Origin of the sequence: Streptomyces sp. NK15101, assembly GCF_020400725.1 — a bacterium.
GTDB lineage: Bacteria > Actinomycetota > Actinomycetes > Streptomycetales > Streptomycetaceae > Streptomyces.
In genome coordinates, this window is the sequence record NZ_JAINVG010000039.1 from 47216 (window position 1) to 72661 (window position 25446).

Annotated in this window: 27 protein-coding genes; 14 read left to right on the forward strand and 13 right to left on the reverse strand. The window is 73.7% G+C overall.

Going from position 1 to position 25446, the window contains the following annotated elements:
* Positions 1-13: 13 nt before the first annotated feature.
* Positions 14-979, reverse strand: coding sequence for a pirin family protein (locus K7G60_RS21470; RefSeq protein WP_225802556.1), 966 nt, complete (start codon positions 977-979; stop codon positions 14-16).
* Between the two features lie 104 nt (positions 980-1083).
* Between K7G60_RS21470 and K7G60_RS21475 the strand changes: the two genes are divergently transcribed.
* The 3 genes from K7G60_RS21475 (at position 1084) to K7G60_RS21485 (ending at position 2705) form a co-directional block, all read left to right on the forward strand.
* Positions 1084-1428 carry a tetratricopeptide repeat protein gene (locus tag K7G60_RS21475; protein ID WP_225802557.1) on the forward strand — a complete coding sequence of 115 codons (345 nt, stop codon included), beginning with the start codon at positions 1084-1086 and terminating at the stop codon, positions 1426-1428.
* 51 nt (positions 1429-1479) lie between these two features.
* Positions 1480-1914, forward strand: coding sequence for a DUF6153 family protein (locus K7G60_RS21480; protein WP_225802558.1), 435 nt, complete (start codon positions 1480-1482; stop codon positions 1912-1914).
* Between the two features lie 113 nt (positions 1915-2027).
* Positions 2028-2705, forward strand: coding sequence for a DUF305 domain-containing protein (locus K7G60_RS21485; protein WP_225802559.1), 678 nt, complete (start codon positions 2028-2030; stop codon positions 2703-2705).
* 158 nt (positions 2706-2863) lie between these two features.
* On the opposite strand, the gene K7G60_RS21490 is transcribed toward K7G60_RS21485, so the two are convergent.
* A complete protein-coding gene (locus tag K7G60_RS21490) occupies positions 2864-4525 on the reverse strand; it encodes an amidohydrolase (protein WP_225802560.1) in 1662 nt (553 codons plus the stop codon).
* A gap of 34 nt (positions 4526-4559) precedes the next feature.
* Positions 4560-5963, reverse strand: a complete 1404-nt coding sequence (locus tag K7G60_RS21495; RefSeq protein ID WP_225802561.1) for a cytosine permease — start codon at positions 5961-5963, stop codon at positions 4560-4562.
* A gap of 162 nt (positions 5964-6125) precedes the next feature.
* Here K7G60_RS21495 and K7G60_RS21500 point away from each other — a divergent pair, with 162 nt between their 5' ends.
* A complete protein-coding gene (locus K7G60_RS21500) occupies positions 6126-6752 on the forward strand; it encodes a TetR/AcrR family transcriptional regulator (protein ID WP_225802583.1) in 627 nt (208 codons plus the stop codon).
* A 7-nt stretch (positions 6753-6759) separates the two neighbouring features.
* Here K7G60_RS21500 and K7G60_RS21505 read toward each other — a convergent pair whose 3' ends face one another.
* Positions 6760-8202 carry an NAD(P)/FAD-dependent oxidoreductase gene (locus tag K7G60_RS21505; RefSeq protein ID WP_225802562.1) on the reverse strand — a complete coding sequence of 481 codons (1443 nt, stop codon included), beginning with the start codon at positions 8200-8202 and terminating at the stop codon, positions 6760-6762.
* 114 nt (positions 8203-8316) lie between these two features.
* Between K7G60_RS21505 and trxA the strand changes: the two genes are divergently transcribed.
* Positions 8317-8682, forward strand: a complete 366-nt coding sequence (trxA, locus tag K7G60_RS21510) for a thioredoxin (protein ID WP_225802563.1) — start codon at positions 8317-8319, stop codon at positions 8680-8682.
* A 75-nt stretch (positions 8683-8757) separates the two neighbouring features.
* Here trxA and K7G60_RS21515 read toward each other — a convergent pair whose 3' ends face one another.
* The 3 genes from K7G60_RS21515 to K7G60_RS21525 all read right to left on the reverse strand — a co-directional run bounded on the left by K7G60_RS21515 (position 8758) and on the right by K7G60_RS21525 (position 11579).
* Positions 8758-9945: a thiolase family protein gene (locus tag K7G60_RS21515; RefSeq protein ID WP_225802564.1), complete on the reverse strand. Its 1188-nt coding sequence runs from the start codon at positions 9943-9945 to the stop codon at positions 8758-8760.
* A 153-nt stretch (positions 9946-10098) separates the two neighbouring features.
* Positions 10099-10368 (reverse strand): hypothetical protein, encoded by a 270-nt coding sequence (locus tag K7G60_RS21520; protein ID WP_225802565.1) that lies wholly within the window; start codon positions 10366-10368, stop codon positions 10099-10101.
* A 176-nt stretch (positions 10369-10544) separates the two neighbouring features.
* Positions 10545-11579 (reverse strand): LacI family DNA-binding transcriptional regulator, encoded by a 1035-nt coding sequence (locus K7G60_RS21525; protein WP_225802566.1) that lies wholly within the window; start codon positions 11577-11579, stop codon positions 10545-10547.
* Positions 11580-11734: 155 nt separating this feature from the next.
* Here K7G60_RS21525 and K7G60_RS21530 point away from each other — a divergent pair, with 155 nt between their 5' ends.
* The 4 genes from K7G60_RS21530 (at position 11735) to K7G60_RS21545 (ending at position 15514) form a co-directional block, all read left to right on the forward strand.
* Positions 11735-13015, forward strand: coding sequence for an MFS transporter (locus K7G60_RS21530; protein WP_225802567.1), 1281 nt, complete (start codon positions 11735-11737; stop codon positions 13013-13015).
* 42 nt (positions 13016-13057) lie between these two features.
* Positions 13058-13765, forward strand: coding sequence for an alpha/beta fold hydrolase (locus tag K7G60_RS21535; protein ID WP_225802568.1), 708 nt, complete (start codon positions 13058-13060; stop codon positions 13763-13765).
* 14 nt (positions 13766-13779) lie between these two features.
* Positions 13780-14010: a hypothetical protein gene (locus K7G60_RS21540; RefSeq protein ID WP_225802569.1), complete on the forward strand. Its 231-nt coding sequence runs from the start codon at positions 13780-13782 to the stop codon at positions 14008-14010.
* 82 nt (positions 14011-14092) lie between these two features.
* Complete coding sequence (locus tag K7G60_RS21545) at positions 14093-15514, forward strand: flotillin family protein (RefSeq protein ID WP_225802570.1); 1422 nt, start codon at positions 14093-14095, stop codon at positions 15512-15514.
* 132 nt (positions 15515-15646) lie between these two features.
* On the opposite strand, the gene K7G60_RS21550 is transcribed toward K7G60_RS21545, so the two are convergent.
* The gene (locus tag K7G60_RS21550; protein ID WP_177181548.1) at positions 15647-15817 is read right to left on the reverse strand and encodes a hypothetical protein; all 171 of its coding nucleotides are present in this window, start codon (positions 15815-15817) and stop codon (positions 15647-15649) included.
* Positions 15818-15894: 77 nt separating this feature from the next.
* On the reverse strand, positions 15895-16725 hold the full coding sequence (locus tag K7G60_RS21555) for a TIGR02452 family protein (RefSeq protein ID WP_225802571.1): 831 nt from the start codon (positions 16723-16725) through the stop codon (positions 15895-15897).
* 204 nt (positions 16726-16929) lie between these two features.
* Here K7G60_RS21555 and egtA point away from each other — a divergent pair, with 204 nt between their 5' ends.
* Genes egtA through egtD form a run of 4 tightly spaced genes read left to right on the forward strand, consistent with a single transcriptional unit; the run spans position 16930 to position 21225 of the window.
* Positions 16930-18189 (forward strand): ergothioneine biosynthesis glutamate--cysteine ligase EgtA, encoded by a 1260-nt coding sequence (egtA, locus tag K7G60_RS21560; protein WP_225802572.1) that lies wholly within the window; start codon positions 16930-16932, stop codon positions 18187-18189.
* Entirely contained in the window at positions 18186-19511 is a 1326-nt protein-coding gene (egtB, locus tag K7G60_RS21565; protein WP_225802573.1) for an ergothioneine biosynthesis protein EgtB, read from the forward strand. The genes egtA and egtB overlap by 4 nt, the downstream gene beginning before the upstream one ends.
* The gene (egtC, locus tag K7G60_RS21570; protein ID WP_225802574.1) at positions 19511-20263 is read left to right on the forward strand and encodes an ergothioneine biosynthesis protein EgtC; all 753 of its coding nucleotides are present in this window, start codon (positions 19511-19513) and stop codon (positions 20261-20263) included. Before egtB ends, egtC begins: the two co-directional genes overlap by 1 nt.
* On the forward strand, positions 20260-21225 hold the full coding sequence (gene egtD, locus K7G60_RS21575; protein WP_225802575.1) for an L-histidine N(alpha)-methyltransferase: 966 nt from the start codon (positions 20260-20262) through the stop codon (positions 21223-21225). Before egtC ends, egtD begins: the two co-directional genes overlap by 4 nt.
* Here the strand turns inward: egtD and K7G60_RS21580 are convergent.
* From K7G60_RS21580 to K7G60_RS21590, 3 genes are all read right to left on the reverse strand, one after another.
* Positions 21120-22049: a 1-acyl-sn-glycerol-3-phosphate acyltransferase gene (locus K7G60_RS21580; RefSeq protein ID WP_225802576.1), complete on the reverse strand. Its 930-nt coding sequence runs from the start codon at positions 22047-22049 to the stop codon at positions 21120-21122. The genes egtD and K7G60_RS21580 overlap by 106 nt on opposite strands.
* Positions 22046-22876: a GNAT family N-acyltransferase gene (locus K7G60_RS21585; RefSeq protein ID WP_225802577.1), complete on the reverse strand. Its 831-nt coding sequence runs from the start codon at positions 22874-22876 to the stop codon at positions 22046-22048. Before K7G60_RS21585 ends, K7G60_RS21580 begins: the two co-directional genes overlap by 4 nt.
* A 138-nt stretch (positions 22877-23014) precedes the next feature.
* Positions 23015-24265, reverse strand: coding sequence for an extracellular solute-binding protein (locus K7G60_RS21590; protein ID WP_225802578.1), 1251 nt, complete (start codon positions 24263-24265; stop codon positions 23015-23017).
* Between the two features lie 280 nt (positions 24266-24545).
* Here K7G60_RS21590 and K7G60_RS21595 point away from each other — a divergent pair, with 280 nt between their 5' ends.
* Positions 24546-24770: a dodecin gene (locus K7G60_RS21595; RefSeq protein WP_225802579.1), complete on the forward strand. Its 225-nt coding sequence runs from the start codon at positions 24546-24548 to the stop codon at positions 24768-24770.
* A 218-nt stretch (positions 24771-24988) separates the two neighbouring features.
* On the opposite strand, the gene K7G60_RS21600 is transcribed toward K7G60_RS21595, so the two are convergent.
* A partial coding sequence (locus K7G60_RS21600) for a hypothetical protein (RefSeq protein ID WP_225802580.1) occupies positions 24989-25446 on the reverse strand: 458 nt, incomplete at its 5' end.

A 25446-nucleotide genomic window follows, 5' to 3' on the forward strand; every position in this document is an offset into this window, starting at 1 on the left:
CTCCGAGCGCAGGTCAGCGCACCCTCCCTCGCGCCTTCAGCTGCGTCGCCGGGACCTCGGGCGCGTCCAGGCGGTCGCCGTCGTAGCCCTTGACCTCGCCGAAGCGGTCGCCCGTCATCCAGTCCTCGCGCGCCTGGCGGATCTCCTCGTCCGTGCGGCCCACGAAGTTCCACCACATGACGATCTCCTCCTCGAAGGGTTCCCCGCCGAGGAGCATCAGGCCCGCGTCGGAGTCGGCGCGGAGGGGGAGTTCCGTGCGGCCGCAGCCGAGGTAGAGCATGGAGCCGGGCAGGACGGGGACGCCGTCGACGTGGGCCTCGCCGGACATGCCGAGGACCGCGTACTCGAAGTCGGGCTCCAGGGGCAGGCTCGTCTCGGCGCCCGCCGTGAGGGCGAGGTCCGCGCCGATGATCGGGGTGTACGTGGTGCCCGGCGAGGCGGCGCCGTCGAGGGCGCCGAGGATCACCGTGGCGGTGAGGCCGGGCGCGGTGAGCCGGGGCAGGTCGGCGTGGTGCTGGAAGTGCGGCTCCACATGCCGGTGGGCGTCGGGGAGGGCGACCCAGAGCTGCGCGCCGTGCAGGAAGCGGGCGTGCGGGCGGGGGCTCTCCTCGGAGTGGGAGATCGCCCGGCCCGAGGTCATGAGGCCCAGTTCGCGCGGGCCGACGGTCTGCAGGCTGCCGGTGGAGTCGCGGTGGAGCACCTCGCCCTCGTGGAGCCAGCTGACGGTCTGCAGGCCCATGTGCGGGTGCGGCGGGACCTGCATGCCGGGCTCGTCGGCGATGTCGTCGGGACCGTAGTGGTCGACGAAGGCCCAGGCGCCGACCATGCGCCGGCCGAGGTTCGGGAGCAGCCTGCGGACCTCGGTCGACTCGCCGAGCTGGACGCGGCGGGGGCTGAGCAGCTCCCGTACCGGTTCGGCGACGACGAAGCCGCGGCCGCCGCACACGGTCAGCGAGGCCTGACGATCAAGATTGCTCATGACGCTCAACCCATCCTTGGTGGAATGTTCAACTAACCGACGGTGTTGACGTGGTCGACCACCCCCCAGGGTGGCAGATCGGAAGCTCTGGAAAGGGAGCGCAAGTGAGCGACACGTACTACGAGTTCGGTACGGCCGGGGAACGCTGGGAGCGGGCGCAGCTGTTCTTCGACGCGAAGGAGTACGGAACCGCCGTCCGCATCCTGCGCGGCCTCGTCGCCGAGCACCCGGAGCAGACGGCCCAGCGGCTCCTCCTCGCCCGGGCCTACTACCACTCCGCGCAGCTCTCCCGCGCCGAGACCGAGCTGCGCGCCGTCCTGGAGCGCGACCCGGTCGAGCACTACGCCCGGCTGATGCTCGGGCGCACCCTGGAGCGCCAGGGCCGGCCGGACGAGGCCGCGCCGCACCTGCGGATGGCCGCCGCCATGACGGGCGACACCCCGTCCTGACGCGCGGCCGATACCCCCGCACGGTATATTCGCCACCAGGAGGACCTGGCTGTGCGTACACACCGAGCGGAACGCGGTGAGCGAGCGGGAGGTGCCGTCGGGCACCTCCTGCTCGTCGTCGTGCTCGCCCTCGGGGTGTTCCTGATGCACGCCGTCGGCCACCCCGAGGGCTCCGGCGGCGGCGCGGACACCGCGTCCGTCTCGCACCACGGTCCCTCCGCGCACGGCGTCGCGTCGCACGACGGCGCGCCGCACGACGGCGGGAACTCCGACGCCCGGCACGAACCGGGCACGGGGATGGACATGACCACCCTCTGCGTGGCCGTCCTCGGCGCGTGGCTGCTCGCGGGACTCGTCCGGGCCGCGCTCGGCCGCCGCCCCGACTGGCTCGCCCTCCCCCTCGCGCGGCTCGTCCGCACGGCCGGACCGCACGCCCCTCCCCCACGGCCCCCGGACCTCGCGCAGCTGTCCGTCCTGCGGATCTAGACCGGACCCGACGCGCCGGGTCGCTTCACGCTGCCCCGCGCGCCCCCGGTCCTTCCTTTCCGCTCGTACGCGCACGCAGCCCGTACGTACGCACAGCAACACGAGGTATCCCCATGCACGCCTTCACGCACCGCACCACCCTCAAGCTCGCCCTGGTCGGGGCGCTCGCCGGAGCCGGACTGCTCCTGACCGCCTGCGGCACCGACGACGGCACGAGCGGGACGCACCACGGCGGTACGTCCGCCACGACCTCCGCCACGCCTTCCGCCGGCGCCTCCGCTTCCGCCGCCGGCGCGGACTCCGCTCCGGGGGCCTTCAACGACGCGGACGTCATGTTCGCGCAGATGATGATCCCCCACCACGAGCAGGCCCTGGAGATGGCGGAGCTCGCCGACGGCCGGGCCGAGGACGCCGAGGTCAAGAAGCTGGTCGCCGCGATCGAGCAGGCCCAGGACCCGGAGATCCGGAAGATGAGGGCCTGGCTGAAGGGCTGGGGCGAGCCGGAGTCCGCCGGACACGGCTCCGGACACGGCTCCGGCCACGGCTCCGGACACGGCATGGCCGGGATGATGTCCGAGCAGGACATGAAGGACCTGGCCGCGACGAAGGGCAAGGCCTTCGACCGGAAGTTCGCGGAGCTGATGATCGCCCACCACGAAGGCGCCGTCGCCATGGCGAAGGACGAGCAGAAGAACGGCGCCAACGCCACGGCCAGGAAGCTCGCCGACGACGTCGTCCGGACCCAGTCCGCCGAGGTCGAGCAGCTGCGGAAGATCCTCGACCGGCTCTGAGCCCGCGCGGCTCCGGGCGGCCCGTCCCTCCTCGGACGGGCCGCCCCGCCGTCTGCCCCGCACCGGCCGGAGCCCGGGCACGTCTCGTACGGGGTCTCAGCGAGTACGGGGCACGGCCCGGTCCCGGGGCGGTCCGCCCGCTCGGCGGGCGGGACCCGTCACGCTCCCGGCCGCCGGTCCACGACCACCTCGCCGCCCACCACGACCGTCTCCGCCACCGTGCCCGGGATCTCCTCGGGGGCGATGCGGAGGATGTCGCGGGAGAGGACGACGAAGTCGGCGAGTTTGCCCACCGTCAGCGAGCCGCGCTCGTGCTCCAGGAAGTTGGCGTAGGCCGAACCCATCGTGTAGCCCTCGACGGCGGTGGCGACGTCGATCGTCTCGCCGGCCGTCCAGGCCTCGCCGCCGCCGGGCGGGCGGCGGGTGACGGCGGCGTGGATGCCGACCATGGGGTCCATCTCGGCGACGTTCCAGTCGCTGGAGAGGGCGAGGACGGCGCCGGCCGCGTGCAGGCTGCGCAGAGGCCAGGCCTTGTGCCAGCGCTCGGGACCGACGTTCTCCGCCCAGTCCTGGCCGGGTCCGGCGATGTCGGGGGCGGCGTGCCGGGGCTGCATGCAGGCGACGACGCCGAGCTCGGCGAAGCGGGGGGTGTCGGCCGGGTCGAGGCATTCGACGTGGACCACCTGGTGGCGGGCGTCGCGCGGCCCGTTGACGGCGCGGGCCCGCTCGACGGCGTCGAGGACGGTGCGGATGCCCCGGTCGCCGGTGGCGTGGACGAAGCACTGGAAGCCGCGCGCGTCGAGCCGGGTGAGCAGCTCGGCGAACTCCTCGGGCGGGTAGAAGGTGTCGCCGCGGTGGTGGGAGCAGCCGGCGTACGGCTCCAGGAGGGCGGCGGTGCGGGGTTCGACGACGTCGTCGATGTACAGCTTGAGCGGGCCGACCCGCAGCCGGTCGTCGGCGTACTCGTCGGCCGCCGTCTCGAAGTCGTCCAGGTCCGCTTCGGTGGTGCCGCGCGGGTGGAAGAGCGCGGCGACGATCCGGGAGCGGAGCCGGCCCTCGGCGCGGGCCCGCTCGAAGAGGGCGAGGTCGTCGAGGGAGTTCTGCGGTTCGACGACGGTGGTGATGCCGTAGCCGATGGCGTCGTCCAGGCTCTTGGCGAGCCGGCCGTACTGCCGGTCGGGCGAGGCCCAGGGGAGGCCGAGCTCGCGCAGGGCGCGGTGGCCCTCGCGGGAGAGGCCCTTGACGGCGAAGTCCTTGACGAATCCGGTGGGCTCGCCGGTGGCGGGGTCGGTGACGGCCCGCCCGAAGGGCAGCTCGGTGTGGTCGCGGTCGACGCCGAGGCGGCGGAGGGCGGCGGTGTTGAGCCAGGCGGTGTGGACGTCGTAGCTGAGGACGAGGGCGGGGGTGTCCCCGGTGGCCGGGTCGAGGTCGGCCGCGGTGGGCATCCGTCCGCCGGGGATCGCGGAGTAGTCGAAGGCCTCGGCCTCGATCCACCCGGCGTCCGGGTGGGCCGCGTGCCAGGCGCGGATGCGCCGGTGGATCGCGTCGAGGGTGCGGGCTCCGGCGAGCTGGACGCAGGCGTCGTCGGAGCCGAGGCGGACGTGGTTGTGGGCGTCGACGAAGCCGGGCAGGACGAGTCGGCCGCCGGCGTCGAGGATCCGGGTGCCGGGTCCCGTCCAGTCGGCCGCTTCGGCGGCGGAGCCGATCCAGACGATGCGTCCGGCGCGGACGGCGAGTGCCTGGGCTTCGGGGAGCGCCGGGTCGACGGTGTGGATGCGGGCCCCGGTGAGGACGAGGTCGGCGGGGGCGGTGCGGTTCATGGGGTGGGGCTCCGTGTCGTGCGGGGAGGGACGGTTACTGGACGGGGGCGACGGTGCGGCGGGCGAGGAGCACGTACACCAGGGCGGAGACGACGGAGCCGAGGAGCGTGAGGTCCGCGCCGCCGAGCGGGGCGACGAGGGGGCCGGTCCACAGCTCGGAGTCGCAGGTGAGGGCGGAGAAGACGAGGCCGGCGAGGAGGGCGGTCAGGCCGGCCGGGTGCCAGCCGGAGCGGTACCAGTAGGCGCCGTCGGTGTCCGCGTGCAGGCCGGCGGAGTCGTAGGTGCAGCGGCGGAGCACCATGTCGGCGAGGAAGACCCCGCCCCAGGGGGCGAAGACGATGATCAGGAGGGAGAGGAAGGAGAGGAGGGAGGTGGTGAAGTCGGTGAGGAAGAGGGCGCCGAGGGAGCCGGCGGCGGTGACGGCCGCGCTGATGACGATGGCGCGGGCCCGGCTCCAGGGGATGCCGAGGACCTGGAGGTTCAGGCTCGACGAGTAGAGCGTGATGATCGAGTTGGTGACGGAGCCGCCGAGGACGAGGGCGAGGAAGAGGGGCTGGAACCAGCCGGGGAGGAGGCTCTCGGTGCCCGCGACGGCGTCGGTCATGTCGGCCTGGGTCGCGGCGGCGACCCCGGCGACGCCGAGGGCGACGGAGGAGACGAAGCCGCCGAGGGCGCCGCTCCAGGTGACGGCCTTGAGGCTGGTGGTGCGGGGCAGGTAGCGGGTGTAGTCGGCGGGCATGGGGAGGTACGAGAAGGGGCCGGCGAGCATGACGACGAAGGCGAGGCTCCAGCCGGAGGCGCCGGGCGCGGCGGCGGGGGCGGAGGTGTCGGCGCCGGGCAGGACGAGGACGAGCAGGGCGGCGAAGCCGGCGGCGAGGACGTACGCCATCCAGCGCTCGGCGAACTGGACGGTGGCGTGGCCCCAGAGGGCGACGGCGAAGGTCAGCGCGAGGGTGACGGCGAGCGCGAGGGCGCGGGCGGCGTGTCCGCCGTGCCAGCCGAGGTCGGCGAAGAAGGCTTCGAGGGCGAGGGTGCCGACCACGGTGTTGACGATGGTGTAGCCGATGCTGACGATCCAGTTCAGCAGGCCGGCGGGCCAGTTGCCGCGGCGGCCGAAGGCCGCGCGGGAGATGACGAGGGTGGCGGTGCCGGTGCGCACGCCGCTGAGTCCGGCCGCGCCGATGGCGAGGAAGGAGAGCCCGCCGATCACGACGACGGCGGTGGCCTGCCAGAAGGAGAGCCCGAAGGCGACGGCGAGGGCGCCGTTGATGACGTAGGTGAAGGTGAGGTTCGAGCCGAACCAGAGCCAGAAGACGTCCTTGGCCCCGCCGTGCCGTTCGGCGTCGGGGATGGGGTCGATGCCGTGCTCCTCGACCTGGAAGACCTCGTCGGTCGCTGTCGGGCCCGTGGTCACGGGCGTCGTCTCGCGTTCGAGCACATCGCACTCCTGTCGTGGAAGCATTCTTGAATGCCGTTCTAAGTCTTAGAACGGCATTCAAGATGGGCGAGGGGTCCGGGGCGCGTCAAGACCTCCGGAGGTTGCGGTTAAGGTCGGTCCCGGACACGGGACTCGGTGGAACGGCAGGACGGGACGGCGGCGGTGGCAGGCGCGGCACGACGGCGGGACGGGAACGTCACCCAGGAACGGATGCTGGAGGAGGCCATGGCGGCGATCGCCGAGGACGGCCTCGCCTCCCTCACCATGTCGGCGCTCGCCGAGCGGCTCGGCACCAGCGGCGGCCACATCCTGTACTACTTCGGCAGCAAGGACCTGCTGCTGCTCGCCGCCCTCCGGTGGAGCGAGGCCGCGCTCGCCGAGGAGCGGCGCGCGCTCCTCGCCCGGCGGATCACGGCCGAGCGCAAGCTCGACCTCTTCCTGCGGCTCTACCTCCCGCGCGGCCCGCGCGATCCGCGCTGGACCCTGTGGATCGAGCTCTGGGCCCGCACCCCCGGCAACACGGCGCTCCGCGAGGCACAGGCCGAACTGGACACGGGCTGGCAGGAGGACCTGGAGACCCTGCTCGCGGCGGGCGCGGCGCGCCGGCGTTTCGCCCCGCTGGACGCCGCCGCCCGGGCCTCCGAACTCCTGGCCCTCCTCGACGGGTTGAGCACCCGGGTGGTCCTCGGCCAGGAGCCGGGCCGGGATCCCCGGCCCGCCCTGGAGGCCGCGCGCTCGGCGGCGCGCGCCCTGGTCCCCCCGTATCCCCGGGCGGACGAGGGCAAGTGACGGCTCATCAGCCCCGGTAGGCCTCCAGGAGGCGCAGCCACGCCTCGCTCAGGGTCGGATACGCGGGGACGGCGTGCCACAGGCGGGCGATCGGCACCTCACCCGTGACGGCGACGGTCGCCGAGTGGAGGAGCTCCCCGATGCCGGGTCCCACGAAGGCGGCGCCGAGGACCACCTCCCGGTCCAGGTCGACGACCATCCGGGCGTGCCCCCGGTACCCCTGGGCGTAGAGCCCGGCCCCGGCGACCTGCCGCATGTCGAGGTCCACGGCCCGGACCCGGTGCCCGGCGCGCTCCGCGTCGGCGAGGGTGAGTCCGACGGAGGCCGCCTCGGGATCGCTGAACACGACCTGCGGCACCGCGGCGTGGTCGGCGGTGGCCGCGTGCGCGCCCCACCGCCCGGTGTCCAGGGAGGCGTCGCCCCGCGCGCGGGCGGCGATCGCGGCACCCGCGATGCGGGCCTGGTACTTGCCCTGATGGGTCATGAGCGCACGGTGGTTGACGTCCCCGACGGCGTAGAGCCAGTCGCTCCCGGTGACCCGGAGGGTGTCGTCGACGTCGAGCCAGGAGCCCGGTGTCAGGCCGACCGTCTCCAGGCCGATGTCCTCGGTGCGCGGTTTCCGGCCCGTCGCGAAGAGCACCTCGTCGCCCTCCACGTGGTCGCCGCCCTCCAGGACCACGGTGACCGGTCCGCCGCCCCCGTCGCGGACCACCGCGGTCACCACCGCGCCGGTGCGGATGTCCGCGCCGCGCGTGCCGAGCGCGGCGGCCACGTGCTCGCCGAGGAACGGCTCCATGCGCGGCAGCAGCCCCCCGCCCCGTACGAGCAGCGTCACCTTCGACCCGAGGGCCTGCCAGGCGGTGGCCATCTCCACTCCCACCACTCCCCCGCCGACCACGACGAGCCGCTCGGGCACCCGGTCGGAGCTGGTCGCCTCCCGGCTGGTCCAGGGGTGCGCCCCGGGCAGTCCCGGCAGTTCCGGCAGGAGGGGGCGGGTGCCGGTGCAGACGGCGACCGCGTGCCGGGCGGCGAGCACGTGCCGCTCGCCCTCGGGGCCCGCGACCTCGACCCGGCGCGGCCCGAGGAGCCGCCCGTGGCCCCGGAAGATCCGGACGCCGACGGAGTCCAGCCAGTCGACCTGGCCCTCGTCCTTCCAGTGCCCGACGACCTTGTCCCGGTGGGCGAGCACCTCCATCGCGTCCAGCGGACCGTAGACCGACTCGCGCAGACCGGCGACCTTGCGGGCGTCGGAGCGGGCGATCGCGGGACGGAGCAGCGCCTTGCTGGGCATGCACGCCCAGTACGAGCACTCGCCGCCGATCAGCTCGCTCTCCACGATCGCCGCGGTGAGGCCGCCGGCCCGCACCCGGTCGACGACGTTCTCGCCGACCGGGCCCGCGCCGATCACGACGACGTCGTAGGTGTGCTCGTCTTCCACCGTTCGTGTCATGGGTCCCAGTCTGGTGCCGGAGGCACGGAATAGCGCGGCTCGATACGCCGTTGTGCCGGGCGAGTCCCCAGGGGACCGTGAGGACACCGCCAGGAGACCCGAAAGGTAGGCAGCATGAGCACCGTAACGCTCACCAAGGACAACTTCGACGAGATCGTGAGCGGGAACGAGTTCGTCCTCATCGATTTCTGGGCTTCCTGGTGCGGTCCCTGCCGTCAGTTCGCCCCGGTCTTCGAGGCGGCGTCCGAGCGGCACCAGGACCTCGTCTTCGCCAAGGTGGACACCGAGGCGCAGCAGGAGCTGGCGGCCGCCTTCGAGATCCGCTCGATCCCGACGCTGATGATCGTCCGCGACAACGTCGCCGTGTTCGCGCAGCCCGGCGCGCTGCCGGAGGCCGCGCTCGAGGACGTCATCGGGCAGGCGCGCAACCTGGACATGGACGAGGTCCGCAAGTCCATCGAGGCCGCGCAGCAGAAGTGACCCGCCGCGAGAGGGGTACGGGAGGCTCCCGTACCCCTCTCGCGTGCTGTGCGCGCCTCAGCGTGCTCCGGAGGGTCAGCGCTCCAGGACCAGCGCGAGGCCCTGGCCGACGCCGATGCAGAGCGCCGCGAGGCCCGTGCCGGAGCCCGCCGCGGCGAGCTGGTGCGCCACCGAGCCGGCCAGCCGGGCGCCGGACGCGCCCAGCGGATGTCCGATCGCCACCGCCCCACCGCGAGGATTCACGACTTCGGGATCGAGTTCCGGCCATTCGGCGAGGCAGCCGAGCGACTGCGCCGCGAAGGCCTCGTTGAGCTCGAAGGTCGTCAGGTCCGCGAAGGAGCGCCCGGCCTTCTCCAGGGCCCGGCGGACCGCCGCGACCGGGCCGAGGCCGAAGAGCTGGGGCTCGATGCCGGTGACGGCGGAGGTGCGGATCCGGGCGAGGGGCTCACGGCCGGTCTCGCGCAGCCCGTCCTCGTCGACGAGGAGCAGCGCGGCCGCGCCGTCGTTGAGCGGTGAGGAGTTGCCCGGCGTGACCGTGCCGCCCTCGCGGCGGAACGCGGGCTTCAGCTTGGCGAGGGCCTCCAGGGACGTGTTGTCGCGGATGCACTCGTCGCGGGACAGCTCCGCCCCGGGGTAGGGGACGACCTCGTCGTCGTACAGCCCCTTCGCCCAGGCCTCGGCCGCCTTGCGGTGGCTGGCGAGGGCGAAGGCGTCCTGCTGCTCGCGGGTGATGCCGTGCTTGTCGGCGATCAGCTCCGCGCCCTCGCCCAGCGAGACCGTCCACTCGGCGGGCATCTCCGGGTTCGTCATGCGCCAGCCGAGGGTGGTGGAGTGGAGCTGCTGGTGGCCGGCGGGGAAGGCCCGCTCGGGCTTCTGCAGGACCCAGGGGGCGCGGGACATCGACTCCACGCCGCCCGCGATCGCCACGGATGCGTCGCCGAGGGCGATGGCGCGGGCCGCCTGGATGACGGCCTCCAGACCGGAGCCGCAGAGGCGGTTGACGGTGACGCCGGGGACGGTGACGGGCAGCCCGGCGAGGAGGACGGCCATCCGCGCGACGTCACGGTTGTCCTCGCCCGCGCCGTTGGCGTCGCCGAAGTAGACGTCGTCCACGCGCGCGGGATCGAGCGCGGGCGAACGGTCGACGAGCGCGCGGACGACATGGGCCGCGAGGTCGTCGGGACGCACCGAGGCGAGGGCGCCCCCGAACTTCCCGATCGGAGTGCGGACGGCGTCGACGATGTAGACGTCGCGGATGCTCATCGGTTCTCTCTCCCACGTGACCTGCGAACGACTCTGTTCGCCTGGTGAAGCAATCTTCGCCCCCTTGGGCGCGCAGAGTCTCTGCCCGGCGGCCCCTCGTGTCAACGGGTCCTTTCGGGACGGGCCGGGCCGGTGCGGTGGAAGGGCGCGGGTTCAGCCGTGTGCGACGGGGCGCACCAGGGCCGTGAGGCCGTAGTCGAGCTCGTGGCCGTCGACGAGGAGCGCCTCGACGGTGTCCGTCTCGGGGTCGATGTCGGCCCGGATGCCGTGTCCCTCGTAGATCGGATAGCCCGACTCGCCGTGCCGCCCGGTGGCCTCGACGACGGCCGAGCGGACGGCGCTGTCCGCGACGGCGGCGCCGCCGCGGTCCTCGACGTGCTCGGGCACCAGCAGGATCTCGAACCGTTTCGGAACTGTGCTCATGCACCGAAGCTAAGCGCTGGACCGGACTCGCGCCGGACGGCGTCCCCGGAAGGCCGGGGGCCGGACCGGGATCGCGCCGGACGACGCCCCGGAAGGCCGGGGGCCGGGCTCGGCTCAGGTCGGACGGCACCGCGGGGTGCCAGGAGGTTCGGCCCGCCCCCGCCTGAGGAGGCGGCTCAGCTCGACTCCCGCCGGACGACCCGCGAGTCCAGCAGGGAGCGGGAGACGGACGGGGCGTCCGGTTCCCGTACGGCGCGGTCGACCAGCTCCGCCAGCTCGTGGCCGAGCACCATGTCGATCCGTACGGTGCTGAGCCGGGGCCGCAGCAGCCGGCCGAGGAGCAGATCGTCCGCGCCGACGACGGCGGTCTCCTCCGGCACGGAGATCCCGGCGTCCTGGAGCGCCCGCATCAGGAGCATGGCGTACTCGTCGTTGTACGCGAAGACGCCGTCGAGCCCGAGCTCGCCCCACCGTGCGGCGAGCGCGGCCGCCGGCTCCTCCTCGTACCGCAGCGGCAGGGGTACGACGTCGGCGCCGGCGCCCTCGGCCGCGCGGCGCGCGCCGTCGAGGCGGGGGCCGGAGAACATCGCGAGGCCCGGCTCCTCGGGCACGACGACGCCGATGCGGCGCCGGCCGGTCTCCAGGAGGTGCTCGGTGGCCGCCTCGCCGATCCGCCCCTGGTCCATGACGAGGGCGTGGGCGCCCTCCACGCGCTGGGTGCCGAGGGTGATCACGGCCCGGGCCCCGGACCGCTTGAGGATCTCGACGCCCTGTCCGGTGAGCTCGACCTCGCCGAGGGAGACCACGGCCACCGGTCGCAGTTCGGCCCAGGCGCGGGCGGCCTCCTCGGCCTCCAGGCCGACGCTGCCGTACTGCACGACCGTGTAGTCGAGGCGGCGCAGGGCCCACTGGAAGTCGTTGAAGAACCGGCTGTAGAGCGGCCCGACGGGGACGTGGGAGCTCGGGATCAGCACCATGCGGCTGTGGCCCGCGCGCAGGCTGCGGGCCGCGGCGTGCGGCACGTATCCCAGCTCCTCGGCCGCCTCGCGCACCCGCTGCCGGGTGGGCTCGCTGATGCGGACGGCCGAGGTGTTGTTCAGGACGTACGAGACGGTGGCCCGGGAGACGCCCGCGAGGCGCGCGACGTCGGCGCTGGTCGGGGCCGCGTGCCCGGAGGGGCGTCCGGGGGACTGTTCGGTTGGCTGGCTCATCGATCCGGCATCTTTCCAGAACAATCCGGCGCAGGGTCTGGCGGATGGCCGGAATCGGGTGCTACACAATGCCCACACGTGTCACTGACACGTGTCACCTCCCCGTTCCATCCGCTTCTCGCCCCCGCATCGGGCGATCTCCTCAGGAGGGCACAGTGGCCCTTTCCTCCCCCGGGACCGGCTCCGACACGGGCTCCGCCCGCCCCGCCACCGACCCGGCCGCCCCCGGCTCCCCCACGGCCCCCCGGCCGACGCGCGGCCTGCTGCCCCTGCTGCTCGCCGGCAACACCGCGATGTACGCGCTGTACGTCGGTGTCCCCGGCCTGCTCCTCGCGCTCCAGATCGAGGCCATCGACCCCGCCGACAAGGTGGCGAACTTCGGTCTCGTCTCCGGCGTATCCGCGATCTTCGCCACCGTCTTCAACCCGGTGGCGGGCGCCCTCTCGGACCGCTCGGGCCGCCGCAACCCGTGGATCCTCGCCGGCGGCCTGCTGGCCATCCCGGTGATGCTGCTCCTCGGCAGCGTCCACACGATCCTGCTGGTCGCCATCGCCTGGTGTCTGGGCCAGGCCGTCATGAACGTCTACCAGGCGGCCATCACCTCCGTCGTCCCCGACCGGGTGCCCCTGGCCGCGCGGGGCAAGGCCTCGGCCGCCGTCGGCCTCGGCCTCCCCGTCGGCTCCACGCTCGGCGCCCTCGTCGGCGCGGCCTTCTCCGAGCACTACCGCACCGGCTACCTCGTCTTCGGCGCGATCGTCGCCGCCACCGCCGTGCTGTTCACCGCCTGCGCCCGCGAGGAGCGCATGCCCCCGAAGGCCCCGATGCCGGTCAAGGAGCAGATCACGGCCTTCGGCAGCGCCCTCAAGGACCACGACTTCCGCTGGGCCTTCATCGGCCGCGCCCTGCTCGTCCTCGGCTACTTCGCCGTGGCCGGCTTCCAGCTGTACGTCCTCAAGGACCACACCGACCTGCCCGCCGGGCTGAGCGCCGAGGAGGCCGTGGCGATCCTCATGCCGGTCAACTCGGTCGCCATGGTCGTCTCCACCGTCCTCGGCGGCTGGCTCTCCGACCGGTTCGACCGCCGCAAGCTCTTCGTGGGCGCCTCCGCCGCGCTCGCCGCCGTCGCGCTGCTCGTTCCGGCCCTCTCGACCAGCTGGACCGCGATGCTGGCCTTCTCCGTCGTGAACGGCCTCGGCTTCGGCTGCTACATGGCCGTCGACACCGCTCTGGTGACCATGGTGCTGCCCAAGGCCGAGGACGCCGCCCGGGACATGGGCGTCCTCAACGTCGCCAACGCCGGCCCGCAGATCGTCGCCCCCTTCGTGGCCTCGCTCGTCGTGTCGCTGAGTGGCGGATACACGGCGCTCTTCCTGGTCGCGGCCGTACTGTCGGTACTCGGCGCGCTGGCCGTGCGCCCCATCCGCAGCGTGCGCTGACCCCGTCGGCGCACGCCGACACACCGCGCGAAAGGCGGCACCGTGCGCCTGCACACCACCACGTGGGGATCCGGTGACCGGACGGCCCTGCTCGTCCACGGCATCATGGCCGACCACCGCACCTGGCGCCGGGTCGGACCGGCACTCGCGGAGCGCGGCTACTGGGTGATCGCCGTGGACCTGCGGGGGCACGGGGCGAGCGACCGTGCCGCGGGCCCGGAGGCGTACCGGCCGGAGGACCACGCCGACGACCTCGTCGAGTCCCTGCCCACCGGGGCCGAGCTGGCGATCGGCCACTCGCTCGGCGGGCTCGTCCTCGCCGGGGCGGTGGAGCGCCTGGCGCCGGCCCGGGCGGTGTACTCCGACCCGGCCTGGCACCTGGCGGCCGGCCCCTGCGGCTACCGGGCCGACCTCTTCGTCCGGGGCAAGTCGATGACCCGGGAGCAGATCAGGGGGTTCAATCCGCACTGGTCGGACGAGGACGTCGACGTCGAGATGGCCTCGGTACGGGACTGGGACGAGCGGAGCGCCCACGGCCTCACGGAGTTCGTGGGCGCCGATCTGTGGCCGGCCCGGCCCGTGGTGCCCTCCCTCGTCACCCTCGCCGACCCGAGCACGCTGGTCCGGCCGGAGCACGCCGGGATGCTGGCGGCCCGCGGATTCGAGCTCCGCACGGTGAAGGGAGCGGGGCACACGATCCACCGGGACGACTTCGACGGGTTCATGTCCGCCCTGGAGGGCTGGATCTGACGTACCGTTCAGCCATGGACGACACGTCGATGGACAGCTCGATGGTGGGACTGCTCGGCCGTGTGACCGGCACCGTCGGTCCCGGCCTCGTCGGCGAGGTGATCGTCCGGATCCGCGGCGGGGCCGAGCACTTCCTCGCGTACCCCGCCTCGCCGAAGGAGCGGATCGAGGTCGGCACGGTCGTGATGGTCATGGAACATCTCCCTCCACGCACCGTCTATGTCACAGCCGCGTACGACAGTTGACCGAACCGTTGAGCTGCGCCCGTCACGGGCGCACACTCCCTTCACCGGATCCGCTCGGCTCCGGTGAAGGGGGACCTTGTCCATGGGCATCGGCATTCTGGCGGGCGTCGTCGTCGGCGCCATCGCCGTTCTGATCGGTGTGTTCAAAATGATGTGGCGCGTCGCGGAACCCAACGAGGCGCTGATCATCTCCGGTTCCAACCACAAGAACGAGGGCCTCGGCGACGGCATGGGGTTCCGCATCGTCACCGGTCGCGGGACCCTCGTGCTCCCCGGCGTCCAGGCGGTGCGGAAGCTCTCGCTGGACCTCAACGAGACGCAGCTGTCCGTCGAGTGCGTCACCCACCAGGGCATTCCGCTCAAGGTCCGCGGTGTGGTGATCTTCAAGGTCGGTGACGACTTCGTGTCGATCGCCAACGCCGCGCGCCGCTTCCTCGACCAGCAGAAGCTGATGTCGGAGCGGGTGCACATCGTCTTCGCCGGTCATCTCCGCGCCATCGTGGGCGGGTTGACCGTGGAGGACATGATCCGTGACCGGGAGAAGCTGACCGGGCAGGCGCGTTCGGCCTGTGGCACGGAGATGGAGAAGCTCGGTCTGATCGTCGACTCGCTGCAGATCCACGAGATCGAGGATCCCACCGGGTACATCAAGAACCTGGCCGCCCCGCACGCGGCCGCCGTCCAGCGGGACGCGCGGATCGCGCAGGCGGAGGCGAACCGGCGGGCGACCGAGGCCGAGCAGCAGGCCGCGGCGCGCATGTCGGAGGCGACCCGCGACAGCGAGATCCTCCAGGCGGGCTACCAGGCCGAGCGGGACCAGGCCTCCGCCCGGGCCCGGCAGGCCGGCCCGCTCGCCGACGCCGCCTCGCGCCAGGAGGTCGTCGTCCAGGAGACCCGGGTCGCCGAGCTGGAGGGCCTCCGCAAGGAGCAGCAGCTCCAGGCGGAGGTCCGCAAGCCGGCCGACGCGATGGCGTACGAGACCCGGACGCTGGCCGCGGCCGAGCGTGACGCCCGGATCTCGGCCGCCGAGGCCGAGGCGAAGGAGACGGAGCTGGCGAGCGCGGCCAAGGCGACGGCGACCCGGCTCACCGGTGAGGCGGAGGCGGCGGCGCAGCACGCCAAGGGGCTCGCGATCGCCGAGGCCACGCGCGCGAAGGGCCTGGCGGAGGCCGAGGCCATCAAGGCGCGGGCGGCGGCGCTCGCGGAGAACCAGGAGGCGGTGGTCGCGCAGCAGCTGGCCGAGAAGTGGCCGGAGATCGTCTCCGCGGGCGCCTCCGCCTTCGGGAACGTCGACCAGATGGTGCTGCTCAACGGCGCCGACGGCATGGCGGACGTCTTCGCCAAGGCGCTGACCATGGGCGGGACCGGGCTCGGCCTGGCCCGGCAGCTCCTCGCCACGATGAGCCCGGCCGCGCAGGAGAAGCTGGGCGGGGCGGCGCTGTCGGTGCCGCCGGCGCAGCGCGCCGAGGAGAGCGTGGAGATCCCGGTCGGCGACGAACGGTGAACCGCGTACGGAAGGGGCGGTGAGCCGCGTGTGAAAAGGGCGGTGAACCGCGTGTGAAAAGGGCGGCGAACCGCGTGGGGAAGGGCCCGGTGCCGTCGTGGCGCCGGGCCCTTTCGTGCCGTCCGCTCGGCCTCAGTTGTGGCCGAACCTGCGTTCCTTGCGGTGGGACGCGTGCTCGACGAGGGGCATCGGTGCCGCTCTCGTGGGGGTCGGCGCGCTCTTCTCCTTCGCCGCCGCTTCGGTGCGGTGCTCATGGCCGCCGGTACGGGCTCCCCGGTTCGTCCGGGTCTGTTTCTTGCCCACGATCGTGCCTCCCGTGACGGGTGTCGGACGGTGGTCCGTATGTGCTCAGCCTGGCACGGGGGCATGAGAGCCGCACGTCAGAGGGGGTGCGCGAGGACCTTCCGGAAGGCGGCGAGGGTGGGCGTGCCGGAGGAGCGGTCCAGGACGGCGAAGACGATCTCCTCGAAGTGGCCGGCGAAGCGGCCGTCGCCGGTGAGGAGGGCCTTGAACGCGCCGGCGACGTCTTCCGGGGCGTTCTGGAAGACCCCGCAGCCCCAGGCGCCGAGGACGAGCCGCCGGTATCCGGCCGCCGCCGCCGTCTCCAGGACCCGCTCGGCGCGGGACGCGAGCGCGGCGGGCAGCCGGTGCGCGAGGGCGGGGGTGCGGCGGCGGACCACGCCGGCGTTGGGCGCGGGCGAGGTGAGGAAACCGACCGTGAAGGGCTCGGCAAGCAGCGCGCCCCGGTCGTCGCGGAAGACCGGGACCCGGGGCGAGTGGATGACCCGGTCGGTGTAGAAGGCGTCCCGCTCCTCCCGGTGGTGTGCGTAGTAGGCGGGGGCGCGGAGCAGGGTGGCGTGGAGGGCGGAGGACCGGCAGAGCGCCTCCTCCTGGGCCTGGGCGCCGTTGAGGTAGCCGCCGCCGGGGTTGCGGGCGGAGGCGAAGTTGAGGACGGCGACGGGGCGGGAGGCGCCGGCGCGGGTCATCCTGCGGGCGGCGGCCAGGCTGCTCTCGCCGGTGACGTCGAAGGTGGGCACCCGGTCGGTGTCGGGGGTGACGGCGACGGGTTCGGGGCCGTGGAGTCGGGTTCCGGCCAGGGCGGCCGTCAGGTCCTCGGCGAGGGAGACGGTCCGGCCGTCGGGGGCCTGGTAGCGGCCCGCGGCGACGATCTCCTCGGTCTGCCGCGCGATGGCGCGCAGTCGTGCACTCATGTCCTCAGGATGATCGTTTCGTCTCGGCCGGGACAACGGGTTTTCCGGGGGGTCCGTAGTGGTGGGGTTTTCGGCCGAGCAGGCCCTTGGGGCGCACGGGGGCCGTGCGAGGCGCTCTTGCACGGCGGTCGGAGGTGGCTTTAGGTGGAAGCAGCGACTCACCGGGCGGGTCCCCACGGGCCCCGAGGACCAGGAGGTGCACGGATGTCGCCGAGCGGCATACCGCGTGGCGGCCCCCCTCTCACCGAGGCGGAGGCGGAGGACCTGCTGCGATGTATCTGCTTCAAGACCGGGCCGCCCCGCACGGTGGGGGTGGAGCTGGAGTGGCTCGTGCACGAGCTGCGCGACCCCCGGCTTCCCGTACGGCCGCCGAGGCTCGCGGCCGCGCTGGACACCGTACGGGCGCTGCCCCTGGTGTCGGCCCTCACCTTCGAACCCGGCGGGCAGCTGGAGCTCAGCTCGCGCCCGGCCGGCTCCCTCATGGAGTGCCTCGACTCGCTCGCCGCCGACCTGACCGCGGTGCGGGCGGCGCTCGGGCCGCTCGGCCTGACCCTCAGCGGTTACGGGGTGGACCCCTGGCACTCGCCGCGCGGCCGGGTCCTGCACGAGCCCCGGTACGACGCGATGGAGACCGCACTCGGCCGGACCGGGCCGGCCGGGCGGGCGATGATGTGCGAGTCGGCCTCGGTGCAGGTCTGCCTCGACGCCGGCCTGGAGGAGCCCGGTCCGCTCGGTTACCACCGGCGCTGGCAGCTCGCCCATCTGCTCGGCGCGGTGCTGGTGGCCGCCTTCGCCAACTCCCCGGTGCACGGCGGTCGCAGGACCGGCTGGCGCTCGACGCGGCAGGCGCTGTGGGCGGAGCTCGACCCCCTGCGGACGCTCGCGCCGCCGCCGGACGGGGAGCCGCGCGCGGAGTGGGCGGCGCACGTCCTGGACACCCCGGTGATGTGCGTACGGGCCGAGGAGGGGCCGTGGACGGTGCCGGAGGGGCTGACCTTCCGGGAGTGGCTGCGGACGGGCCTTCCCCGGCCGGCCGACGCCGACGACCTGCGCTATCACATGACGACCCTGTTCCCGCCGGTGCGGCCGCGCGGACACCTGGAGCTGCGGATGGTGGACGCGCAGCCGGGTCCGGACGGCTGGATGGTGCCGGTGGCGGTGACGACGGCCGTCTTCGACGACCCGGAGGCGGCGGAGAGCGTGTACCGGGCGGTGAAGCCCCTCGCGGAGCTGGCGGCCCCGGGGCCCGCGCCGCGCAACCCGCTGTGGCTGGCGGCGGCCCGTGACGGACTCACCGATCCCGAGCTGCACGCCGCCGCCCGCGCGGTGTTCTCCGCCGCGCTCGACGCGCTCCCCCGGATAGGGGCGACCGAGGAGGTGCGGCGGGCCGTCGCCGCCTTCCACGAGCGGTACGTGATCCCCGGCGGCTGCCCGGCCGACGACCTCCAGGTGGTGACGTCATGACCGCGACCGACCCGGGGACCGGCCCCGAGGCCCTGCGGCGGCTGGCCCTCGACGCCCTCACCACCGCCCGGGACCGCACCGCGCTCCTCACCTCCTGCGTGGAGGACGGCGAACTCACCGCGCAGCACTCGCCCTTGATGTCCCCGCTGGTCTGGGACCTGGCGCACATCGGCAACCAGGAGGAGCAGTGGCTGTGGCGGGCGGTCGCGGGACGCGATGCGCTGCGGCCCGAGATCGACTCGCTGTACGACGCCTTCCAGCACCCGCGCGCCTCGCGTCCGTCGCTGCCGCTGCTCGCTCCCGGCGAGGCACGGGCCTACGCCGCCGACGTGCGGACCCGGGTCCTCGACGTGCTGGAGAGCACCCCGCTGGAGGGGCGGCCCCTGGTGGACGCCGCCTTCGCGTTCGGCATGATCGCGCAGCACGAACAGCAGCACGACGAGACGATGCTGATCACCCACCAGCTGCGGAAGGGGCCCGCCGCACTGACCGCTCCCCCGCCGCCCGTCCCGCGGTCCGGACCGCTGCCCTCCGAAGTCCTGGTGCCCGGGGGACCTTTCACCATGGGCACGTCGGACGAGCCGTGGGCCCTGGACAACGAACGGCCGGCGCACCCCCGTCTCGTCCCCGCCTTCCACATCGACACCACGCCCGTCACGAACGGCGCCTACCTCGCCTTCATGGCCGACGGCGGCTACACCGACCGGCGCTGGTGGCGGCCGGAGGGCTGGGCGCAGATCCGGGAGCACGGCATCACGGCTCCGCTGTTCTGGCGGCGGGACGGCGGACAGTGGCTGCGCCGTCGGTTCGGGGTGACGGAGCCGGTGCCCGAGGAGGAGCCGGTCCTGCACGTCAGCTGGTACGAGGCGGACGCCTACGCGCGCTGGGCGGGACGGAGGCTCCCGACCGAGGCGGAGTGGGAGAAGGCGGCCCGCCACGACCCGGTCTCCGGGCGCTCCCGCCGCTACCCGTGGGGCGACGCGGATCCGGGTCCGGAGCACGCGAACCTCGGGCAGCGGCACCTGCGGCCCGCGGCGGCGGGCAGCTACCCGGCGGGTGCCTCGCCCCTCGGCGTACGGCAGCTGATCGGGGACGTCTGGGAGTGGACGGCCAGTGACTTCCTGCCGTACCCGGGGTTCACTGCCTTCCCGTACAAGGAGTACTCGGAGGTGTTCTTCGGGCCGGAGCACAAGGTGCTGCGCGGTGGTTCGTTCGCGGTCGACCCGGTCGCCTGCCGGGGCACCTTCCGCAACTGGGACCTGCCGGTGCGGCGCCAGATCTTCTCCGGCTTCCGTACGGCGCGCAGCGCGGAGCTCGACTGATGTGCCGTCACGTCGCCTACCTGGGCGATCCGGTGGCCCTGGGAGAGCTGCTCGTCCGGCCGCCGCACGCCCTGCTGCGCCAGTCCTGGGAACCCCGTACGCAGGACAGCGGCGTGGTGAACGCCGACGGCTTCGGCGTCGGCTGGTACGCCGAGGGGGACCCGGTGCCGGCGCGGTACCGGCGGACCGGCCCGATCTGGGGCGACCTGTCCTTCGCGGACCTCGCCCGGGTGGTGCGCTCCGGGGCCTTCCTCGGGGCGGTCCGGGGGGCCACGCTCCCCGGCGCCGACGGGGAGGCCGCGGCGGCGCCGTTCACCGCCGGGCCCTGGCTGTTCAGCCACAACGGCGCGGTCGGCGGCTGGCCGGACTCCCTCACGCCGCTCGCCGGCGCGCTGTCGGCCGGTGAGCTGCTGCGGCTGGAGGCGCGCACCGACTCGGCGCTGCTCTGGGCGCTCGTGCTGCACCGGCTGCGGGCCGGGGACGCGCCGGGGGCGGCGCTCGCCGACACCGTGCGGGAGGTCGCGGCCGTGTCACCCGCTTCCCGGCTGAACCTGCTGCTCACCGACGGCGACCGGATCGCCGCGACCGCCTGGCGCAACAGCCTCTGGTACCTGTCGGGCCCCGGCCGGGTGGCCGTGGCCTCCGAACCGTACGACGACGATCCGCGTTGGCGGGAGGTGCCGGAGCACACGCTCGTCACCGCCGACCGCACGGACGTCACCCTCTCACCGCTCAAGGAGCCGTCCGCGTGAGCCCGTTCCAGCTGACCCGCACCCTCGCCCCGGACGCCGCCGGCGCCGACCTCCGCGCCGACGTCCTGCACGGTCTGACCCGCTCCCCCAAGGAGCTGCCGCCCAAGTGGTTCTACGACGCCCGGGGCAGCGAGCTCTTCGAGGAGATCACCCGGCTGCCCGAGTACTACCCCACGCGCGCGGAGCGGGAGATCCTGGCCGCTCGGGCGCCGGAGATCGCCGCCGCGACCGGGGCGCGGACCCTGGTGGAGCTGGGTTCCGGTTCCTCCGAGAAGACGCGGTTCCTGATCGACGCGCTGCTGCCGGGTCTGGACGCGTACGTGCCCGTGGACGTGAGCGAGTCCGCGCTGACCGGGGCGGCGGAGGCGCTGCTCGCGGACCGGCCGGAGCTGTGGGTGCACGCGCTCGTCGCCGACTTCACGCGGGGCCTCGCGCTGCCGGGGGCGCCGGGGCCTCGTCTGGTGGCCTTCCTCGGGGGCACGATCGGCAATCTGCTGCCCGCCGAGCGCCGTACCTTCCTGGGTTCGGTGCGCGCCCTGCTCACTCCGGGCGACGCGCTGCTGCTCGGCACGGACCTGGTGAAGGACGAGGCGACGCTCGTGGCCGCCTACGACGACAGCGCCGGGGTGACGGCCGCGTTCAACAAGAACGTGCTGTCCGTGATCGACCGGGAGCTGGGCGCGGACGCCGATCCGGCCGCCTTCGACCACGTGGCGGTGTGGGACGCCGAGCGGGAGTGGATCGAGATGCGCCTGCGGGCCCGCCGCGCGCTGACCGTGAAGATCCCGGAACTGGATCTCGTGGTGCCGTTCGCGGCGGGCGAGGAGATGCGGACGGAGGTGTCGGCGAAGTTCCGTCAGGCGGGTGTACGGGAGGAGCTGGCGGCGGCGGGCCTCGAACTGGCCCGCTGGTGGACGGACGAGGAGGGCAGGTTCGCGCTGTCCCTGGCCACGGTCGGCTGAGCGACGGGCGGCTGGGCGACGGCTCGTTGGGCCGCGGCGGCCAGGGCGCGGCGGTCTGGATACCGAACACTGGATATCGGATCCAATATTCGAATATCGGCGACAATCCGTCGCGCCGTGACGACCCGCCACAAGGACGCGCCCAGCGGGTCGTCCCCGACGTACGCGGCGGCCCCGGTGGGCCGGTAGTCGATCCGTACCGGCAGCACGGCGCATCCGCTGTCCAGGGCGGCCTGGAACGCAGCCGGGCGGAAGCGCCCCCGGACCCGCCCGCACCAGGTCGATCCCTCGGGGAAGACGACCACCCGGCCCCCGCCGGCGAGCACCGCCGCCATGGACCGGACGGTGCCGGGCAGTGCCCTGAGCCGGTCGCGGTCGATGAAGAGGGTGCCGCCGAGCACGGCGAGCGGGCCGAGGACGGGCCAGCGGCGGACCTCCCTCTTCGCCACCATCCGGCCGGGCAGCACGGCCGCGAGGAGGGGGATGTCCAGCCACGAGACGTGGTTGGCGACGACGAGGAGCGGGCCCGTGACCGCGCCGGCCGTCCCCTCGTACCGTGCGCGCACCCCGAAGGCGCGGACCACCGCCCGCACCCAGCCCCGGACGAGGGCGAGCCGGGCGGCCGCCGGGAGCAGCCCCACGGCAGGGGCGAGCAGGACGCCGAGGAGGACGGTGCCGGTCCCGGCGGTCAGCCGGGCCACGGCGAGGACCGTGCCGGCCCGCTCGTCCTGGCCGTCGGGCCCGGTCTCGGGGTGGGCCGTGCAGCGGCCCGGGGTGCAGGGCGCCGTGGGGAGCCAGGGCGGGAGGGCCGTGGACCCGTTCACCGCGTCGGGACGAGCGACAGGAAGTGGTCGAGGTAGCGCGGGTTGGTGCGGCGCAGCGAGAGCAGCACGTAGAGGTCGGCGACGCCGAAGTCGGGGTCGTGCGCGGGGGCGCCGCAGACCCAGGCGCCGAGCCGCAGGTAGCCGCGGAGCAGCGGGGGGAGTTCGGTGCGGCCCTCGGGGCGGGCGATGCCGTCGGGGCTCCACAGCCTGTGCGGGGTGACCCAGTACTCCTCGGGGGCGAGGTGCTTGGCCTTGACGGCGTCCCAGGTGACGGCGGCGAGGGTGCCGCCGTCGGAGAGCGGGATCGAGCAGCAGCCGGCGAGCCAGTCGTGGCCGGTGCGGGTCATGTAGCGGGCGAGGCCGCCCCAGATGAGGGCGATCACGGCGCCGTTGCGGTGGGCGGGGTGGACGCAGGAGCGGCCGACCTCCACCAGGTCGTGCCGGACGGGGGCGAGCCTGGTGAGGTCGAACTCGGTCTCGGAGTAGAGGCGTCCGGCTGCTGCGGCCCGGTCGGGCGGCAGCAGCCGGTAGGTGCCGACGACCTCGCCGGTGCTCTCCTCGCGTACCAGGAGGTGGTCGCAGTACGCGTCGAAGTCGTCGGTGTCGAGGCCGGGCTCGGGGCCGTCGAGCAGGGCGCCCAGCTCTCCGGCGAAGACCTGGTGGCGCAGCCGCTGGGCGGCCCGGACGTCCTCCTGGTGCCGGGCGAGACCGACGACGTACCGGGGCGCGGGCTGCCCGGCCGGGGCCTGGGACCGGGCGGGGACGAGCTCGGGGACGGGGGCGGGCGTGGGGACGGACGCGGCGAGCGTGGGCGTCGGTGCGGACATGGCGGGCTCCTCCGGCGGGACGGAAGGGAAGGGGCGGGACCGGGCCGCGTGAGCGGTGGCCCGGCTCCTCGTTTCTTCCGCCACCGGCTGGATTCGACATGACCGTCCAGGGGCTCGCGGATGTGCGAACGCTGAATGCTATTCGGCGAGGATGTCCGTGATCGCGGTCGAGGCGTCCTGCGCCGCCTTGACGGGGTCCTCGCCCTGGAGGACGGCCGTCATGTACGGCTTGATGGGGTTGTCGGCCTCGACGTCCGCCCACTGCGGGGAGTTGGGGGTGGCCCGGCCGCGTGCGGCGCCCTTCGCCATGGCCGCGGTGGCCTCCTGGCCGGCGACGACGGAGGCGAGGTTCTTCTTGTTGGGCACGTAGCCCATGGCGCGGGCGAGTTCGGACTGCCACTTCTCGCCGGCGAGCGCCTTGACGACGTCGAGGGCGGCGGCGCGCTGGGGGGCGTTCTCCGGGATGACGAGGTCGGAGCCGCCGGTGAAGACGGCGCAGGGCCGGCCGGCCTTCTTGCCGGGTATCGGGAAGTAGCCGAGCTTGTCCTTGAGGCCCGGCTCGGCCTCGAGGATGGCGGCGACGGCGCTGGGCGTGGCGATGAGCTGGGCGACGTCGCCCTCGGCGAAGACGCCGGCCTGCGGCGGGGTCTGCTCGTCGGCGTTCTTCGGGCCGGAGCCGAGGGCCTGGAGCTCCTTGTAGAAGGCCATGCCGCGCCGGGCGGCCGGGCTGTCGAGCGCGCCGGTCCACTGGCCGCCCTTGTCGACGGCGAGTTCGCCGCCCTCCTCCCAGATGAAGCCCGCGAGGGTGTACCAGTCCTGTCCGGCGAGGTAGATGCCCTGGGTGCCGTTCTCGTTGAGCTTCTCGGTGTCGGCGAGCCACTCGGCCCGGGTGGCCGGCGGCTTGTCGATGCCGGCGTCCTCGAACAGCTCCTTGTTGTAGATGACGATGCGGTTGGCCGCGTACCAGGGGATGCCGTACTGGGCTCCGGCGATGCTGCCGGGTTCGGCGAGACCGGGCAGCCAGTCCTCGCGGCCGAGGTCGCGGACCGACTCCAGGGTGAGGTCGAAGAGCTTCTCGGTGTCGGCGTACTGGGCGACCTGGGTGTTGCCGACCTCGATGACGTCGGGGCCGCCGGGACCCTGGATCGCCTCGGTGACCTTCTTCCCGATGCCGGTCCACTCCTGGATCGTGAACTCGAGCTCGACCCCTTCGTGCTCCCGCTCGTACGCCTCGGTGAAGCGCGTCAGGAAGTCCTCGCTGACGCTGTCCCGCATGAGCCAGACGTTCACGGTCCTCGTCCCGCCGTCGCCGCCCGGGAGCATCCCGCAGCCGGCGAGGGCGAGCGCGGTGGCGGCGGCGAGGGGGCAGACGAGAGGGCGGTTCTTCACGTGGGTCACCTTCTGCTCAGGTTCAGCACAGGGTCGTGCGCATGGGGGGCTGACCCGGCATGGGGGGACCGAACGGGGTGTTCGCGCGGGTATGTGGCCTGGATTCTGGTCTGGACCAACGGGATGGTCAAGTCCTTGACGACCCCGTTCCGCACCAGGCCGGACGACCAGCTCCATTACCCTCGGTAGTTACCCGTGGGTCGCCCGGCCGCCGTCGTGTCGCGCGCCGACGCACCCTGGGGCACCGTGGAGGGACCGCACCGAGAGGAGTTCGGCCCCCATGTCGAATCACACCTACCGCGTCACCGAGATCGTCGGCACCTCCACCGAAGGCGTCGACGAGGCCATCCGCAACGGCATCAACCGCGCCTCGCAGACCCTGAGGGGACTCGACTGGTTCGAGGTCACGCAGGTGCGCGGTCACCTCGTGGACGGCGCGATCGAGCACTACCAGGTCGGGCTGAAGGTCGGCTTCCGCCTGGAGGACGGGGACACTCTGTCCTGATCTCCGCACGGCCGGATCGAGGGCGCACCGCCCTGACCCGCACGGCCGGATCGAGGACGCCCCATCCCGACCCGCACGGTCGGATCGAAGGCTCACCGCCCCGACCTTCACCCGGCCGGGGCCCGGGCCCGACCGGCTCCGACCCCGGCCGGCACCTCGCCCGGGCCTGACCGCGTGCGGACCTGACCGCGTGCGGACCTGACCGCGTGCGGGCGCCCTCAGGTGCGGCCCTCCTCCTCCTGAGCCTCCCTCAGCACCTCGGAGGGCTCCGTCCAGCGGGCCCGTACGACACGGAAGCCCGCCGTCTCCGCCGCGTCGCACACCGCCGTGTCGTCGTCGACCAGCATCCTGACCGCGCGGTCGGCGGCGAGACGGCGCAGGATCTCCACCTTGGTCACCCTGGCCGGCCGGAAGTCTCGGTTGCGCCGCATGTGGACGGCCCCCTCCGGCAGCCCCTGCTCGGCCAGCCACTCCACGGTCGCGCGGCGACAGCGCTCGGGCCGTCCGGTGAGGTAGACCACCTCGCACTCCTCGGCCGCCTCGCGGCACAGCGCGATGCCCTCCTCCAGCGGAGGATCGTCGGGGGCCGCCGCGAAGAAGCCGTCCCAGTCCTTGGGCCTGCGCTCCAGGAAGTGCTGGCGGTGCGCGGTCGCGGCGAGGGTGTTGTCGAGGTCGA

Excerpts from the sequence above, each read along its gene's own strand:
- K7G60_RS21470 (WP_225802556.1), bottom strand. The coding sequence starts at position 979 with ATGAGCAATCTTGATCGTCAGGCCTCGCTGACCGTGTGCGGCGGCCGC.
- K7G60_RS21485 (WP_225802559.1), top strand. The coding sequence starts at position 2,028 with ATGCACGCCTTCACGCACCGCACCACCCTCAAGCTCGCCCTGGTCGGG.
- K7G60_RS21490 (WP_225802560.1), bottom strand. The coding sequence starts at position 4,525 with ATGAACCGCACCGCCCCCGCCGACCTCGTCCTCACCGGGGCCCGCATC.
- K7G60_RS21505 (WP_225802562.1), bottom strand. The coding sequence starts at position 8,202 with ATGACACGAACGGTGGAAGACGAGCACACCTACGACGTCGTCGTGATC.
- trxA (WP_225802563.1), top strand. The coding sequence starts at position 8,317 with ATGAGCACCGTAACGCTCACCAAGGACAACTTCGACGAGATCGTGAGC.
- K7G60_RS21515 (WP_225802564.1), bottom strand. The coding sequence starts at position 9,945 with ATGAGCATCCGCGACGTCTACATCGTCGACGCCGTCCGCACTCCGATC.
- K7G60_RS21520 (WP_225802565.1), bottom strand. The coding sequence starts at position 10,368 with ATGAGCACAGTTCCGAAACGGTTCGAGATCCTGCTGGTGCCCGAGCAC.
- K7G60_RS21525 (WP_225802566.1), bottom strand. The coding sequence starts at position 11,579 with ATGAGCCAGCCAACCGAACAGTCCCCCGGACGCCCCTCCGGGCACGCG.
- K7G60_RS21540 (WP_225802569.1), top strand. The coding sequence starts at position 13,780 with ATGGACGACACGTCGATGGACAGCTCGATGGTGGGACTGCTCGGCCGT.
- K7G60_RS21545 (WP_225802570.1), top strand. The coding sequence starts at position 14,093 with ATGGGCATCGGCATTCTGGCGGGCGTCGTCGTCGGCGCCATCGCCGTT.
- K7G60_RS21555 (WP_225802571.1), bottom strand. The coding sequence starts at position 16,725 with ATGAGTGCACGACTGCGCGCCATCGCGCGGCAGACCGAGGAGATCGTC.
- egtA (WP_225802572.1), top strand. The coding sequence starts at position 16,930 with ATGTCGCCGAGCGGCATACCGCGTGGCGGCCCCCCTCTCACCGAGGCG.
- egtB (WP_225802573.1), top strand. The coding sequence starts at position 18,186 with ATGACCGCGACCGACCCGGGGACCGGCCCCGAGGCCCTGCGGCGGCTG.
- egtC (WP_225802574.1), top strand. The coding sequence starts at position 19,511 with ATGTGCCGTCACGTCGCCTACCTGGGCGATCCGGTGGCCCTGGGAGAG.
- K7G60_RS21585 (WP_225802577.1), bottom strand. The coding sequence starts at position 22,876 with ATGTCCGCACCGACGCCCACGCTCGCCGCGTCCGTCCCCACGCCCGCC.
- K7G60_RS21595 (WP_225802579.1), top strand. The coding sequence starts at position 24,546 with ATGTCGAATCACACCTACCGCGTCACCGAGATCGTCGGCACCTCCACC.